The 14,897-nt window shown below is 35.9% G+C and carries 13 protein-coding genes; 4 read left to right on the top strand and 9 right to left on the bottom strand.

Features of this window, described 5'->3' with window-relative positions; genetic code table 11:
• Window positions 1–11 precede the first annotated feature (11 nt).
• Together FG382_RS03740 and FG382_RS23180 are read right to left on the bottom strand one after the other, a co-directional pair.
• Entirely contained in the window at window positions 12–167 is a 156-nt protein-coding gene (locus tag FG382_RS03740; RefSeq protein ID WP_142537555.1) for an aspartyl-phosphate phosphatase Spo0E family protein, read from the bottom strand.
• A 68-nt stretch (window positions 168–235) separates the two neighbouring features.
• A complete protein-coding gene (locus tag FG382_RS23180; protein WP_142537554.1) occupies window positions 236–424 on the bottom strand; it encodes a hypothetical protein in 189 nt (62 codons plus the stop codon).
• A 126-nt stretch (window positions 425–550) separates the two neighbouring features.
• Here FG382_RS23180 and FG382_RS03730 point away from each other — a divergent pair, with 126 nt between their 5' ends.
• The 3 genes from FG382_RS03730 (at window position 551) to FG382_RS03720 (ending at window position 2,124) form a co-directional block, all read left to right on the top strand.
• On the top strand, window positions 551–739 hold the full coding sequence (locus tag FG382_RS03730; protein ID WP_093264291.1) for a YkvS family protein: 189 nt from the start codon (window positions 551–553) through the stop codon (window positions 737–739).
• 68 nt (window positions 740–807) lie between these two features.
• Window positions 808–1,419 (top strand): CPBP family intramembrane glutamic endopeptidase, encoded by a 612-nt coding sequence (locus tag FG382_RS03725; RefSeq protein ID WP_142537553.1) that lies wholly within the window; start codon window positions 808–810, stop codon window positions 1,417–1,419.
• A gap of 54 nt (window positions 1,420–1,473) precedes the next feature.
• A complete protein-coding gene (locus FG382_RS03720) occupies window positions 1,474–2,124 on the top strand; it encodes a hypothetical protein (protein ID WP_142537552.1) in 651 nt (216 codons plus the stop codon).
• A 38-nt stretch (window positions 2,125–2,162) separates the two neighbouring features.
• Here the strand turns inward: FG382_RS03720 and FG382_RS03715 are convergent, their stop codons facing one another.
• The gene (locus FG382_RS03715) at window positions 2,163–2,606 is read right to left on the bottom strand and encodes a MarR family winged helix-turn-helix transcriptional regulator (RefSeq protein ID WP_142537551.1); all 444 of its coding nucleotides are present in this window, start codon (window positions 2,604–2,606) and stop codon (window positions 2,163–2,165) included.
• Between the two features lie 75 nt (window positions 2,607–2,681).
• On the bottom strand, window positions 2,682–3,746 hold the full coding sequence (locus tag FG382_RS03710) for an ATP-binding protein (protein WP_170206442.1): 1,065 nt from the start codon (window positions 3,744–3,746) through the stop codon (window positions 2,682–2,684).
• Between the two features lie 181 nt (window positions 3,747–3,927).
• On the opposite strand from FG382_RS03710, the gene FG382_RS03705 reads away from it, so the two are divergent.
• Window positions 3,928–5,688, top strand: a complete 1,761-nt coding sequence (locus tag FG382_RS03705; RefSeq protein WP_142537549.1) for a B12-binding domain-containing radical SAM protein — start codon at window positions 3,928–3,930, stop codon at window positions 5,686–5,688.
• 24 nt (window positions 5,689–5,712) lie between these two features.
• Here the strand turns inward: FG382_RS03705 and FG382_RS03700 are convergent, their stop codons facing one another.
• The 5 genes from FG382_RS03700 to FG382_RS03680 all read right to left on the bottom strand — a co-directional run bounded on the left by FG382_RS03700 (window position 5,713) and on the right by FG382_RS03680 (window position 14,865).
• Window positions 5,713–7,068 (bottom strand): TrkH family potassium uptake protein, encoded by a 1,356-nt coding sequence (locus FG382_RS03700; RefSeq protein WP_142537548.1) that lies wholly within the window; start codon window positions 7,066–7,068, stop codon window positions 5,713–5,715.
• A 92-nt stretch (window positions 7,069–7,160) separates the two neighbouring features.
• Complete coding sequence (locus tag FG382_RS03695) at window positions 7,161–7,952, bottom strand: TerC family protein (protein ID WP_142537547.1); 792 nt, start codon at window positions 7,950–7,952, stop codon at window positions 7,161–7,163.
• 695 nt (window positions 7,953–8,647) lie between these two features.
• Window positions 8,648–11,725: an efflux RND transporter permease subunit gene (locus FG382_RS03690; RefSeq protein ID WP_142537546.1), complete on the bottom strand. Its 3,078-nt coding sequence runs from the start codon at window positions 11,723–11,725 to the stop codon at window positions 8,648–8,650.
• Between the two features lie 427 nt (window positions 11,726–12,152).
• Window positions 12,153–13,727 (bottom strand): peptide chain release factor 3, encoded by a 1,575-nt coding sequence (locus tag FG382_RS03685; protein WP_142537545.1) that lies wholly within the window; start codon window positions 13,725–13,727, stop codon window positions 12,153–12,155.
• 88 nt (window positions 13,728–13,815) lie between these two features.
• Window positions 13,816–14,865 (bottom strand): M42 family metallopeptidase, encoded by a 1,050-nt coding sequence (locus FG382_RS03680; RefSeq protein WP_142537544.1) that lies wholly within the window; start codon window positions 14,863–14,865, stop codon window positions 13,816–13,818.
• Window positions 14,866–14,897 lie beyond the last annotated feature (32 nt).

The raw sequence follows: 14,897 nt of genomic DNA, 5'->3' as shown, positions 1-14,897 counted from the left end.
TCCCTAATGAGCTATTTCAGTTTTTCTTCCGTTTCATATTCATTTAATAGTTTATCAAGCTTTTCACTAAGTTCAATCGTTTCTTTATGGGAAACTCCTTTTTCCAGAGCGACTTGGATCATTTTTTCTCTTGTAAACTCTACCTTATTTAAAATTGTCTCTACCATCCCTAAGTACCCCTTTACAAAACATATATTTTTTTACAATATACCTTTTGTTTATAAAATCTAAACCTTTAGCTTCTAGCGATTTGTAAATATGAATAAATTATTTTTCCGCCCTGTTTTGCTTCCCCGGAAAAATGTTTGAAGTCCTCCCTTTTGACTAACACTTCTCGAAATGATAAATAGTCCTCTTTAGATATTTCTAACGTTTCAATGTCACCGCTTTGTAACATATTCAATTTTTCCTCATATGAATGCATATTAACCGTTCCTTTCTGATGTCAAATCGTGTATACTTTCAATGCTTTTGGTTAAAATACTTTACGTACTCCTTTTTTTAGGGCAAACTGTATACTAATAAGTTCTAAAAGGGGATGGAACAATCTATGAAAATAGCTGAAGTTGGTAATGTTGTTGAGTTTAAAGATGGTTTACAAGGAATAGTTGAGAAAGTTAATGAGAATTCTGTTATAGTCAATTTAACTTTCATGGAAAATTTTAATGAGCTAGAAATGGAAGAGAAAACTGTGATTAATCACAAACGCTATAAAATATTATATAGTAATGAAGATTAAACGTCATGCCGTTCCTCTCAAAATTAAGAAGAACGGCGTTTTGAATTTTAGTTAGGATGTGCTTTTTTATGTTTCGTCAAATACCAATTACACGATTAATAATTCCCCTTATATTGGCTTATGCTTTTGCATGGCTAACCTTTTCAAATGAGAAAGTATTTTGGTACTTCTATACCTTTACTGCTTTATTTCTTATGTCACTCGCTTATTATTCCATTAAAATAGAAGATGAATTAAAGACATTTCATTATTTTATTCTTAGTATAGCTTTCGGAGTGCTCACATATGCCCTCTTATTATTTGGTTTTAAATTTGTTGATCTTGCTCCATTTATGTCCACCAAAAGTATCAATTCTTTTATCAATAAATTTGGGCCATCGTCCATATGGCATTACTTGCTACTTTTATTTATCATAGCACCAGGTGAAGAGCTTTTTTGGAGAGGATATATCCAGCAACAATTGAAAAAACATCTCCCTCCAGTATTCGCAATAATAGTAGGTGCAGCATTATTTAGCTTTTCATTTGCTTTTAGCGGATTTTGGTTAGGCATACTAGCGGCCTTTGTCATTGGTCTAGTATTCGGCTTTTTATACGAATGGAAAAAAAGTATGCCATTAATCATCTTAGCTCATATCATCATGCTATTGCTACTTTTTCTAGTAATACCATTTACTTGAAGAAGAAACATTATTCCAACTAAAACGTCTATTTAAAAAAGGAGCTGAATCAACGTGAAAAAAATCTATACGTTACTATCCATTCTTTTATTGACAATCTTACTTGCGGCTTGTGGAACTGACACCGTCAACAAAAGTGCAGAGCCGGTAACACCAACAGATGATACCGCAACTACCGAGGAAACAACTCCAGCTGAAGAAGAATCAGCAAACGTTGAAGAATCCACTCAGGCCGAAGGGGAAACAGAAAGTATCGTTTCACCAACAGAAGAGCTTGAAGGAACACAAACAGAAAGTGAAACACAAAACTATACACTTACAGTGATAGAAGGTTATGAACTGACAGCTGAAGAACCAAATAAAGATTTACTATTCAATCAAGAAAATGATCAACAATCAATGCGAATAGAGACGTTTAGCAAAGAGGATGCATCAATTGATGATATCACTAAAAATTTATCGGATACATTACAAGCTTCCAACGATAATGGAACTTTAGAAGAAATCACGGATCAAAGCCTAATTCCGACAAACGAATCTATTGAAAATATGAATGCTTATCAAATAGATACTCCTGAAGGAAATGTTTATGGCTATGCATTTGAACGAGAAGGATTACTGATCAAACTTACTGTGTTTGATACAACTGAAGCACAAGCAGTTCAGGACTTTGTAAAAATGGCTTCCACTATACAAGCAAAATAAAACTTCGGGCCCTCAATTGGGCTCGAAGTTTTATTTTGTTAAGAAAGGTTTTTAATAGATAATCCTAATTTTTTTAGGAGTTCTATCATATGAACCTTTTCTTCTTCGGATAAAACATCCATCAATTGTTGCAATTGTTCTTCGTGTCTTGGAAAAAGTTCGTCCATAAATGCTGTACCCTCATCTGTGATTTCCGCAAATGTAACACGTCGGTCTGTCGGACTAGAAACTCGGTTAATATACCCTCGTCCTTCTAATTTATCTACTACATAAGTAATTGAGCCACTCGCTAGTAAGATCTTATTACCAATCTGTTGAAGTGGTTGTTTTCCTTTATGGTATAGTAGCTCCAAAACCGCAAATTCTGTCGGATTTAATCCATTTTCCTGAAAAAACTGATTCGTACATTCATGAATTACTTTATGGGCACGAGACAATACTACAAATAGCTTTAGCGCATTGTTCGGTAGTTCATTTGTCATTCTTAGTCATCCTCACCTATAAAATTGACATTAGCTTTCATTATATAGGCTATCCTATAATCTTGTCAAAATAGGTTAAATTTCTTTTTGCAATGGAAGTATGAACTTAAAGCTCGTTCCTACTTCTATTTCACTTACTACTTCAATCGTTCCACCATGGGATTTGATCACTTGGATACTATGAGACAACCCAAGTCCTGTCCCTTCAGACTTCGTTGTAAAAAAAGGATCAAAAATTTTATCTATTTTATCTGCTTCTATCCCTTGACCTTGGTCTTTTATCTCGATACAAACATTCTTCATCCCAATATTTGAAATCGTTATAAAAATATTGCCACCCTTTGGCATAGCTTCAATTGCATTCTTTATCGAATTCATAAAAACTTGTTTGATTAAATTTCGATCACCTAAAAATTTGAATTTACTTTCTGGGGTTAGCGAGATGATTAATTCTATATTTTTCATTAATGCTTGCGGGGCCATGAAATTAGCGACTTCCAATATAAGTTCTTTTATATCAAAGGAGACAAATTTATTATTCGTTGGTTTCGATACTTCTAAAAACTCGGTCAAAATTTCTTCCATTCGCTTTATTTCTTCATTAATGACGGCTAAGTATCTTTTTCCATCCTCATTTGTCGTTTGGTGTAATAATTGGGTAAATCCTTTAAGAGATGTCATTGGATTACGAATTTCATGCGCAATGCTTGCAGCTAACTGGCCTATGGTACTTAATGATTCGGTGTGATTTAAGCGTTTTTTCATTTGAATCTTTTCCGATTCATCGTGAATCTCTACTAGGTATATATTAGTGTCTTCTTGCTTGGATACTTTCATATATATATATTTTAAATCTCCTAAAAAAGTGAGAATTTCCGTGCAAAGTTCTGCTTCACCAAATCGCATTAGTTTCGCAATGAATTCTTTGTTACTTTCATATGAGTTAACAAACAAATCCATAATTTTAACGGCATGTGAGCCGATCACTTCATTCTTATTTATTTGTAGTATTTCTTCCATTTGCGCATTCATTTCTAGTACTATTCCATCTTCATCGATTAAAAGAAGACCATTCGAAAAAAACTGAAATATATGTTCAAATTTTTGTTTATACTCATACTCCACAGGCACAAACTTCACCAAACCTCTCATTGCGAATGTATTATTCCCAAAAAGTTAATACTATATAATAAGCCAAAAAGTGTTTATTAATTCTGATTATTCCATATCACTTATAATATTGATATGATACTTTTTTCCTATATTGTCGACATCGAAATTCACTGATACAATGATTATACAAGAGAAGGAGTTATGAACAATGAATATAATATTAACTACGTTGAATGCAAAATTCATCCATACAAATTTAGCATTACGCTGTTTAAAAGCTTATGCTGAACCTGACTATTCCCCCCTATTAGTCGAATATACGATTAAGGATCCGACATTTAATATCGTTGCAGATCTATATCAAAAAAAGCCTAATATAGTTGGATTTAGTTGTTACATCTGGAATATCGAAGAGACGATAAAAGTTATTAAAACGTTAAAAGCTATAGACCCCTCTATCCAAATCATTTTAGGCGGCCCCGAAGTTTCATACGATACAAATGTATGGCTACGTCAAGTGAAAGAAATAGATTATATTATTGTAGGTGAAGGCGAACATGCATTTAAAGAGTTGTTAAACTTCTTACATGGCAAGCAAACACTAAATGATGTTCCTGGTGTAGCTTATGTGAAAGACGACAAATTTATGCTAAATCCGCTACCAGTAAAATTAGATTTACGAGATTCTCCCTCTCCTTTTCGCTTTACAGAAGATCTTCCAAACTTATCAAAGCGAGTTGTTTATATCGAGACGAGCCGTGGTTGCCCATTTTCATGCCAATTCTGCTTATCCTCTATAGAAGTAGGCGTTCGATATTTCAATCGAGATAAGGTGAAAGAGGATATTCGTTTCTTAATGGCAAATGGTGCGAAAACGATTAAGTTTGTGGATAGAACGTTTAATATTAGTAGAAGCTATGCAATGGAAATGTTCCAATTTCTCATTGATGAGCATCTACCTGGCGTTGTTTTTCAGTTTGAAATAACTGCAGATATTATGCGACCTGAAGTGATCCAATTTTTAAATGATAATGCACCTGCCGGACTTTTCCGCTTTGAGATTGGTGTTCAATCTACCAATGATTTAACAAATGAATTAGTGAAACGAAGACAAAACTTTGAGAAACTTCAACGTACCGTAACTATGGTGAAGAGCGGCGGGAAAATTGATCAGCATTTAGATTTAATCGCAGGATTACCAGAAGAGGATTACCAGTCATTTAGAAATACATTTAACGAAGTGTTTGACATGCGACCTGAAGAGCTTCAACTTGGATTTTTAAAACTGCTACGTGGGACTGGCTTGCGTGTAGAAGCTGAAAAATACGGCTATGTATATGTCGATCAAGCACCGTATGAGATTTTCTCCAACAATGTGTTAACGTTCGATGATATTCTTCGCATTAAACAGGTAGAAGATGTGCTTGAAAAATATTGGAATGCACATAGAATGGATAACACGCTTGAATATTTATTTGCTCATATTTTCGAGACGCCATTTGACTTCTTTCAACAATTCGGGACATTCTGGGAAGAAAGAAACTGGTCGAAAATTGGTCATCAGCTAGAAGATTTATATACTCGTTTATTTTCATTTTTAGAGGGATTAGAAAATATTTCGTTGCCAACTATTCAAAGTGTAATGAAACTCGATTATTTATCGAAACAAAAATTCCAACCGCGTAAACCTTGGTGGAAAAATGATATCGATAAAGAAGAACAATCTTCGATATATAAACAGCTAGCGGAGAATCCTTCGATTGCAGGAGATGAGTTTGTTGCATTCGGACTAAATGAGCGCGAATTATATAAACAGACATTTATCACTCCTATTTCTATTTGTGTAGATGCTTATAAAGATGGAATAATAAAAGAAAAAGAAGGTTATTTACTAACTACTTTTGGTAGAGGAGAAACTCCCCATTTTTCTATGATTGAACTGAAACAACCGAGCAACGCAGTCCATTAAGGGACTGTTTGTTCGGTTGTTTTTTTATCCAATAATTACACGTTCTTTTGGATAATGATATTTGGTTTTATTGCTTTTTCCTCCCAATGAAAATAAGAAAGAAAGCATGCCCACACGACCTATAAACATTAGAACCATCATCGTTATTTTTCCTATATCCGACAACTCAGTTGTAATGCCGAGCGTCATTCCGCATGTTCCAAAAGCAGAAGTAATCTCAAAAATTAGCATTGTAACCGGTATTTCAGGTTCTGTAACTGAGAGTAAAATAGTCGCTACAAAAACCATTATTAACGCTAATATAATTACCGCAAAAGCTCGAAAAACATCAATCAAATGTATTTCTCGGTTAAAAACTTGAAGACTGTCTTTTCCTCTTGAAAAATTGATCAAAAACAATATCGCTACGGCAAAGGTCGTTGTACGTATCCCTCCACCTACAGAACTTGGAGAAGCTCCGATAAACATCAGAACACTCATTAAAAATTCCGTTCCTTCGTTAAATAGCGTTATATCCATCGTAGTTAGTCCAGCAGACCTTGTTGAAACGGAATGAAAAAAAGCCGTAAAGAACTTTTCATGCCATGGCATCTCCTTAAAGGAATTAAACATTTCAAGTAAAAAAATCATTACTGTTCCAAATAGTAAAAGAATACCATATGTTATTGTAGTAAGTTTCGTAAAGAGAGAAAAACGAAAATTTTTATTTTTATTCTTTAAAAATGTTTTTACTTCTATTAAAACGGGGAATCCAATAGCGCCGAAAATGATTAAAAAGCTAGTAATAATTTGGATAAAATAATCATTATGATACGGCACTAATGATTGGCCTGTAATATCGAATCCCGCATTAGTAGTGGCAGAAACAGAAGTAAAAATTCCTTGTATCATCGCTTGCTTAAATGAATCATAATATTGTGTAAAATATAAAGTTAACAAGATTGCACCAATCAACTGAATTAACAACAGTATCTTAATAATTTCCCTTATTAGGTGCACGACCCCCGACATAGTTGACTGGTTATGGTCTACCATTATAAGTTGTCGTTCTCGCAAGCCAATTTTTTTACCAGAAATAAGCCAGATAAAAGTTCCCATTGACATAATTCCAACGCCGCCAAGCTGTAAAATGAATATAATCATCACATAACCGAACACACTGTACGTTTCTGAAATATCAATAGTTGTTAGGCCGGTAACACTTACTGCACTTACAGCTGTAAATAAACTATCTATGAAGTCTACTTCTACTCCAGGCTTATGTACCCCAGGTAAACTGAGCAAAATGACGGAAACAGCAATGGCGATAAAATAATAGGTCACGATTGCTTGAGCGGGGGTAAATTTAGATTTGAGTTTTAGTTGGGATTGTTGTTTCATACAAATTAGTTCCTTTCAGACATTCCTGTTAACTCATTGTAAAAAAAAAAAGCATAAAAAGATAGTTAAAACTATCTTTTTATGCTTACATATTATTTCTTTGCTTCAACGTTTTTATATTTTGCTACTCCTAGTACATAACCACCAATAGCAATAACAAATAATACAGTCCAGAATATAATACTCCAAGTAGTCGAATGTGGGAAATGCTCATCTAATACGCCAACACCTGGATGTGAAAGTGTTAATACCGCAAGTTTAACCCCTACCCAACCAACGATTAAAAATGCAGCTGTTTCAAGCGTTGGATACTTTTCTAATAATTGAACAAATTTATGTGCTGCAAATCGCATAATTATTAGTCCAACAACACCACCAAAGAACATAACGGAGAATTGTCCCGCATTAATGCCACCAATATCAAAATTACCCACATGTGGTAAAGTAACGGCAATTGCAACCGCTGCTAGCATAGAGTCAATCGCAAAAGCAATATCCGCTAACTCTACTTTTAAAACAGTCATCCAGAAACCAGAACCTTTTTTCTCTTTTCCTTGAGCTGCTTCTTCCAAACCATCGGATTCCTCTTCGTCTCCACTCTTCCGCTGATCGTAAATATGCTTTATGGAGATGAATAACAAGTAAGCTGCTCCGATTGCTTGAACTTGCCAAATGTTCACTAAAAACGTGATCATAAATAAAGCTAAAAATCTAAATACAAAGGCACCGAGTAATCCATAAAATAATGCTTTTTTCTGCTTATCCTTTGGTAAATGTTTTACCATTACAGCCATTACGACTGCATTATCGGCTGCAAGTAATCCCTCTAAACCGACTAGTACAAGTAATACCCAACCATACTCCAACAAAATTCCTAAATCCATCAATATCCTCCTTTTTTGCAAATAAAAAGACCCTTGCCTAAAAAAAGGCAAAGGTCTTGCTAAGCAAAATTAATAATTGCTATCATAACCGATGGCAAAAGCCATGTAATGACGACTATGAAATAGGTTTCCCTATAGCTACTCCCCTTTGACATACGTCAAAAGTGTATTCTATTATGATTTTTATTATACTGGTCCTTTTACCATTTGTAAACATATATTACTTAATTGTAAGGTGAAGCTTTCGATTAATTAACAAACTTACACCACTAAAGTTTCAAATAGGAACGTGCGTCGTAGTATGTTAAATGAAGTGTCCGCTAATATTTTCGCTGCAAGGCGGACGCTTTCCGTGGGGTGAGCGATGAGCCTTCACCGCCGCTAGCGCGTACGTTGTGAAGTCTCATTCTACTCACTTGATCCCGCCGAAGTCGCCACCTGCAGCGAAAATCACCGGAAAAATGCTTACTTACTTGGAGTAAGACGACCAGGACTCTGACGCATTATTTATAAATGTTGCGCGAATGCCAGACAATGTTGCGAGTAACGGCTATAACGTTGCGCATTTCATAATTGGACAATCTCTTCTCCGAAACAATAAAAAGTGCGAAAGGGTTGCCGCATCCCTTTCGCACCAAGAAGTACCTAAACATAAAGTGTATAGTGTATAAGAACAATCTACTGTTTATTGTAGGTTAATTATCCATTGTATTTAAAGATGACGCTTTTTTCCTCGTCTCTTTATCAAATAAACTGTAAATTACCGGTACAACATATAAAGTTAAAAAAGTAGAACTGATCAGACCACCGATCACAGTAATACCCATTGGCTGATTAATTTCTGTCCCCTCTCCTATTCCTAAAGCGAGTGGCACTAGCCCCAGAATAGTTGTAAGTGCCGTCATTAATATAGGACGCACCCGGTCTTTTACCGATGTTATAATTGCTTCATACGAACCCTTACCTTGTGCTTTACGCTGGTTAATATAATCCACTAAAACAATCCCATTATTTACGACAATTCCTACTAATATTAGAATACCGATTACTGCCGAAATACTTATTGGAGTATCCGTTGTGAATAAGCCGATAAATATACCAATCGTAATAAGAGGTACTGTAAACATAATAACAAATGGATATTTATAAGATTCAAATTGTGCGGCCATTACAATATACACAAGCACCACGGCTAATAAAACAGCCAAAATCATATCATTTTTCGCATTATCCAACAACTCTCTATCTCCACCAAAAGAGACACTTACATTGTCTTCTACTGCCGCCTTGTCTATTGCTTCATCGACCATATCAGACATAGCTCCTAACGAATAAGTTGACTCATACTTAATCGTAAAAGTTACTGCTCCTGCCTGATCCACTCTTCGGATCGTTAATGGTCCTTCTGCAATTTCAACATCCGCCACATCTTGCAACGTGATATATAGTCCTGAAGGAGTTCTTAGTTTTAATTGTTTCAATTGATCAACACTGTTTCTAAAAGCTTCATCATATTGAACATAAACTCCATACACATCTTCTTGCTCGGAAATAATTTGCGTAGCAAATGCTCCTCTTGTTACGTTATTGACAGTTTGAGCTATTTGAACTGGCGCGAATCCATATTCTAATGCAGCTTCTCGCTTTACAGTAATTTGTACTTCTTCAATAGTCTCTGTTAAATCATTTCTAAAGCTAATAACACCTGGCATTTTTTCTACTTCATCGATAATTGCATGCACTGATTTATTAAGCTGTTCGTTGTCTACAGAAGATACGGTGAAAGAGATTGAATTTGGTGCCGAACCTGCAGCAGTTTGCATGTTAAAGTTCACTTCTACATTTTCTCCAGCTATCTCTTTTACTTTAGGCTGTACTTCATCAACAAAGGTGAAAATAGAACGCTCTCTTTTTTCTAAAGGAATCATTTTCACATATATTTCTGCCCGATTGGACATGGATGTTCCTCTTGACTGCCCTTCTTGAGTGCCACCGACAAAGCTTACGTAAACTTCCACATCCTCTTCTTTTTGTAATTGCTGTTCTATTTTCTTTACTACTTCATCAGTTGCTGCTAAAGCAGCGCCATTTTCTAGCCTTACAGCAATCGTTACAAAGCCTTCATCCGTCACCGGTAAAAATTCTGTACCAACACGGAATAAGCCAATCGTAGAAATAACTAATAAAACAATCGTAATCGAAAGGATGATTAACCGATGAGATAGAGCCCATCTGACCGATCGCTCAAAATTGTTATACGCCTTTGATCGACGTCTTTTTGCTTCAATATTTCCTCTTGGCTTCTTCAACATTCTACTCGCCATCATAGGAACTACCGTCAATGCAACTATTAACGATGCAAATAAACTAAACGAAATGGTTAAAGCAAACTCTGTAAAAATTTGACCGATCAAGCCAGATAAAAATAAAACTGGAACAAAAACTGCGACAGTTGTTAATGTTGAAGCAGTAATTGCACCGGCAACTTCTTTTGTTCCGATCATTGCTGCTTCTTTTGGATTCTTTCCTAGACCTAAATGCCTTTCAATATTTTCTATTACGACAATGGCATTATCCACTAGCATCCCAATACCAAGTGCAAGTGCACCCAACGTCATAATATTCAAAGAGAACCCTGCAAAATAAATTAGAACAAAAGTGACGATAACCGAATACGGAATAGCGATTCCAATAACTATAGGGCTCTTAATGCCTTTTAAAAAGACGAATAGCACAAGCATTGCTAAAACAGCTCCAGAAATAAGGCTCGTCCCAATATTATCTATAGCTGCTTTTACATAGTCTCCTTGATCAAATAGAATATTTGCTTTTATATCTTTATAAGCTTCTTTCGCAAGCTGCTCGTCCAATGCTTGTTGAAATGCTTTGGAAACACTAGCTGTATTTGCTCCCGATTCTTGAAAAACGGATAATAAAACGGCTGGCTCATCATTCGCTCTTGTATCCGAATTTTGTGCTTGCTCAGTTAGTTCTACACTAGCAACATCCGCGATTGTTACTTTTTCCCCATCCATTGGGTTGACTGTAATAACGAGATTGTTAATGTCTTCTACTGTTGTAAGTGTGCTAACTATTCGAGTAGTAAGGTATTTTTTATCTGCCGTTTCAATTGGATTTCCAGGAAGCGATATATTATTTGCTTGAATTAATTGCACAATATCGGCTTGGGTAAGCCCTTTTTCTTCTAATTTTTGCTGATTCAGTTGAATTTGCACTTCTTCAACAATCGAACCAGACACATTAACACTTGCTACACCTTCCGTACTCACAAGATCTTTCTCTAGTTTTTCAGCTACTAAACGAATGTCTTCAGATGTGCTCGATCCACTTAATGCAAGTTGGATGACTGGAAACTGGGAGGGATCAAATTTTATAAACTGTGGTTTGAGCGCATCTTCTGGTAATACCGTCATATCTAGTCGTTGCATCACATCTAGTTCAACATCATCCATATCAGTTGACCATTCAAATTCCAGTAATATAAAATTAGCACCTTCTTGAGATGTACTTTTTATGGATTTAATACCAGGCAACGTACTTAACGAAGTTTCTAGTGGCTTTGTAATTTTTTCATTCACTTCTACTGGACTTGCTCCAGGATAACTCGCTACCACAACAGCTACTGGCGGATTTAAGTCTGGGATGAGCGTAATTGGTATTTTAAAAAATGAAACTCCACCTAATATGATGATTAAAAACATGATTACCGTTGTAAATACCGGCCTTTTTATAGAGAAATTACTTATATTCATCGTTGGGTCCACCTTCTTATTTGCTAATACTATCATATGCTTTAGGCGGAAAGAGTTCAAATTTAATATGGACGAAAAATAAAGAAGAATGCTGTTTAAAGGGTGGATTTTGTGATTCTGGGGGAGGATTTTGCGATTATTGATGGGGATCTTGCGATTTGAATTATCTATCTTAAGATTCTTGAGAGGGATTTTGCGATTTCGGCGGTCTACTTTGCGATTTGAGATGTCTATCTTGCGATTTTTGGAATCTATATTGCGATTTGAATTCATCTTGCGATTCTTGAGTGCTATTTTGCGATTTCGGGGATCTACTTTGCGATTACATGGGTCTATCTTGCGATTCAAGATTTCTATCTTAAGATCCGAACAATCTCTCTAGCAATTCCAAAAGAAAAGACCACCTCATAAAAGGCGGTCTTCTTGCTTAAAGCAGATTATACAGCTTAATATGCTCATACTTGTCTTGGAACCAACGTGTGGCAAACTCATTTTCAAATAGGAAAACATAGTTGTCGTAGCGATCTTTTACAAGCATGCTACGCGGACCAGTCATTGACTCTTTCACGTCTTCTTCGTTTTCAATCCAACGAGCTACTTTCGATCCAATCGGTTCCATGCGAACCTCTACGTTGTATTCGTTTTTCATACGATGCTCAAATACTTCAAATTGAAGCTGTCCAACTGCTCCTAAAATAACTTCTTCAGTATGCAGTGTTTTATAATATTGAATCGCACCTTCTTGTACTAGTTGTAAAATACCTTTATGGAAGTGCTTAGACTTCAATACGTTTTTCGCTGTAACTTTTACGAATAATTCCGGTGTAAATTGAGGAAGTGCTTCATATTGGAATGCCTTCTTCCCACCAACTACGGTATCTCCAATTTGATAGTTACCAACATCATAAAGACCGATAATATCTCCCGCTACAGCCGTTTCTACTGTTTCACGGTCATCCGCTAAAAACTGCGTAGATTGTGTTACTTTAAAAGTTTTCCCCGTTCGAGCAAGTGTTATTGTCATACCTCTTTCAAACTTCCCGGAAACAATTCGAACGAATGCAATACGGTCTCGGTGGGCCGGGTTCATATTCGCTTGAATTTTGAAAATGAAGCCAGAGAATTCTTCGTTTAAAGGGTTCACCTCTTCTTCATTGTTCGTGTGACGAGGTTGAGGTGTCGGTGCAAATTGTAAGTATGTTTCTAAAAATGTTTGGACTCCGAAATTGGTTAAAGCACTGCCGAAAAATACCGGAGTTAAATCTCCTGCAAGTACTTTTTCTTTATCAAAATCATTTCCTGCTTCATTTAAAAGCATTATATCTTCCATTGCTTGCGTATAATAGGAAGTTTGTTTCATGGAATGATCGACCGCTAATTCACCGTCTTCATCTAAAGGCAGGAATCGTTCCTCTTCTTCCGTACGGAATTGTTCGATTCGGTTATTATAGCGATCATAGATCCCTAAAAACTCTTTACCCATACCGATTGGCCAGTTCATTGCATAAGATTGAATCCCTAGTACTTCTTCTAATTCTTCCATTAGTTCCAGCGGCTCTTTCCCTTGGCGATCCAGTTTATTGATAAACGTGAAAATCGGAATTCCTCGCATACGACAAACTTTAAATAATTTCAATGTTTGTGCTTCAATCCCTTTGGCGGCATCCACAATCATTACTGCACTATCGACAGCCATTAAAGTACGATACGTATCTTCACTGAAATCTTGGTGACCAGGTGTATCTAATATATTAATCCTGCAATCATTAAAATCGAATTGCATAACGGATGATGTAACGGAAATACCACGTTGTTTCTCAATTTCCATCCAGTCTGATGTTGCAAATTTCCCTGACTTCTTCCCTTTTACTGTTCCTGCATCACGAATTGCTCCACCAAAGTATAAAAGCTTTTCCGTAATAGTTGTTTTACCAGCATCCGGGTGAGAAATGATTGCAAAGGTTCTTCTTTTTAATATTTCATCTTGTGTTTTTATATCCATTCTGTTATATCTCCTTCTTATTCACTTATTTATCATATGGATTTAAGGCCAAAAAAACAAGTAAAAAAGAATCGGTTTTCGCCGATTCTTACAAAATTTTTGAGTTTACATATGCGTATAGAAGCTCTGCTGTATTCTTTAGAGAATCTATATGTGTACGCTCATATGCATGGGAAGCTTCAATTCCCGGGCCAAATAGCGCATGCTTCACATCAAATCCTGCACGAATGGCAGCTGAAGCATCGGAGCCATAATAAGGATAGATGTCTAATTTGTAGTCAATATTTCCTTGCTGTGCCATACTCACTAATTGTCGCGTCAATTCGTAATGATACGGTCCTGAAGAGTCCTTCGCACATATAGATACAGTATATTCGTCAGATGTTTGGCCATCTCCAATTGCTCCCATATCTACAGCAATATATTCTACTGTTTGTGCAGGTATATTTGAATTTCCACCATACCCTATTTCCTCATTGTTGGATATATAAAAATGTGTGGTATGCGGTAAAGCTACATCACTCTCTTTTAATGTTTTAATAAGCTGTAATAATAGTGCTGTACTTGCTTTATCATCTAGATGACGAGATTTGATAAAGCCTGTGTCTGTTTCCTCGAAGCGCGGATCGAATGATACAAAATCTCCTACTTCAATTCCCAGTGCTCTTGTTTCCTCTGCATTTGTTACTTTCTCATCGATTCGCACTTCAATATTTTGTTCATCTCTAGGTAGAGTACTTGCGTTTTTATATACATGGACGGTTGTTTGATGCATAAGAATTGTTCCACGAATTTTTTTACCACTTGCTGTATGAATCGTGCAATATTCACCTTCAACGGCATTCCAATTAAAACCGCCAACCATTGTTAGTTTTAATCTTCCGCTTGATTTTACTTCCTTTACCATTGCTCCTAACGTATCGGTATGAGCTGTCAAAAGACGATGTTTTGTATCATCTTCCCCTTTAATAGTAGCGATTAACGCTCCTTTATTTGTACGAATATAAGGAACTTGAAGCTCTTTTAATATATTCTCCATAAAGTCCATAATTTCTTGTGTAAATCCGGACGGACTTGGTATTTCCACTAATTGTTTTAATAATGTAACGGTCTCTTCTTTGTTAAAGGTAAACGACATTCCTATTCCCTCCTAGTCTTCTTTCTATAGTA

Source organism: Psychrobacillus lasiicapitis, assembly GCF_006861795.1.
GTDB classification, from domain to species: Bacteria; Bacillota; Bacilli; order Bacillales_A; family Planococcaceae; genus Psychrobacillus; species Psychrobacillus lasiicapitis.
The sequence above is the reverse complement of the archived record's forward strand: the minus strand, read 5'-3'. Positions and strand labels throughout refer to the sequence as shown.

Excerpts from the sequence above, each read along its gene's own strand:
- FG382_RS03740 (WP_142537555.1), bottom strand. The coding sequence starts at position 167 with ATGGTAGAGACAATTTTAAATAAGGTAGAGTTTACAAGAGAAAAAATG.
- FG382_RS23180 (WP_142537554.1), bottom strand. The coding sequence starts at position 424 with ATGCATTCATATGAGGAAAAATTGAATATGTTACAAAGCGGTGACATT.
- FG382_RS03730 (WP_093264291.1), top strand. The coding sequence starts at position 551 with ATGAAAATAGCTGAAGTTGGTAATGTTGTTGAGTTTAAAGATGGTTTA.
- FG382_RS03725 (WP_142537553.1), top strand. The coding sequence starts at position 808 with ATGTTTCGTCAAATACCAATTACACGATTAATAATTCCCCTTATATTG.
- FG382_RS03715 (WP_142537551.1), bottom strand. The coding sequence starts at position 2,606 with ATGACAAATGAACTACCGAACAATGCGCTAAAGCTATTTGTAGTATTG.
- FG382_RS03705 (WP_142537549.1), top strand. The coding sequence starts at position 3,928 with ATGAATATAATATTAACTACGTTGAATGCAAAATTCATCCATACAAAT.
- FG382_RS03700 (WP_142537548.1), bottom strand. The coding sequence starts at position 7,068 with ATGAAACAACAATCCCAACTAAAACTCAAATCTAAATTTACCCCCGCT.
- FG382_RS03695 (WP_142537547.1), bottom strand. The coding sequence starts at position 7,952 with ATGGATTTAGGAATTTTGTTGGAGTATGGTTGGGTATTACTTGTACTA.
- FG382_RS03690 (WP_142537546.1), bottom strand. The coding sequence starts at position 11,725 with ATGAATATAAGTAATTTCTCTATAAAAAGGCCGGTATTTACAACGGTA.
- FG382_RS03685 (WP_142537545.1), bottom strand. The coding sequence starts at position 13,727 with ATGGATATAAAAACACAAGATGAAATATTAAAAAGAAGAACCTTTGCA.
- FG382_RS03680 (WP_142537544.1), bottom strand. The coding sequence starts at position 14,865 with ATGTCGTTTACCTTTAACAAAGAAGAGACCGTTACATTATTAAAACAA.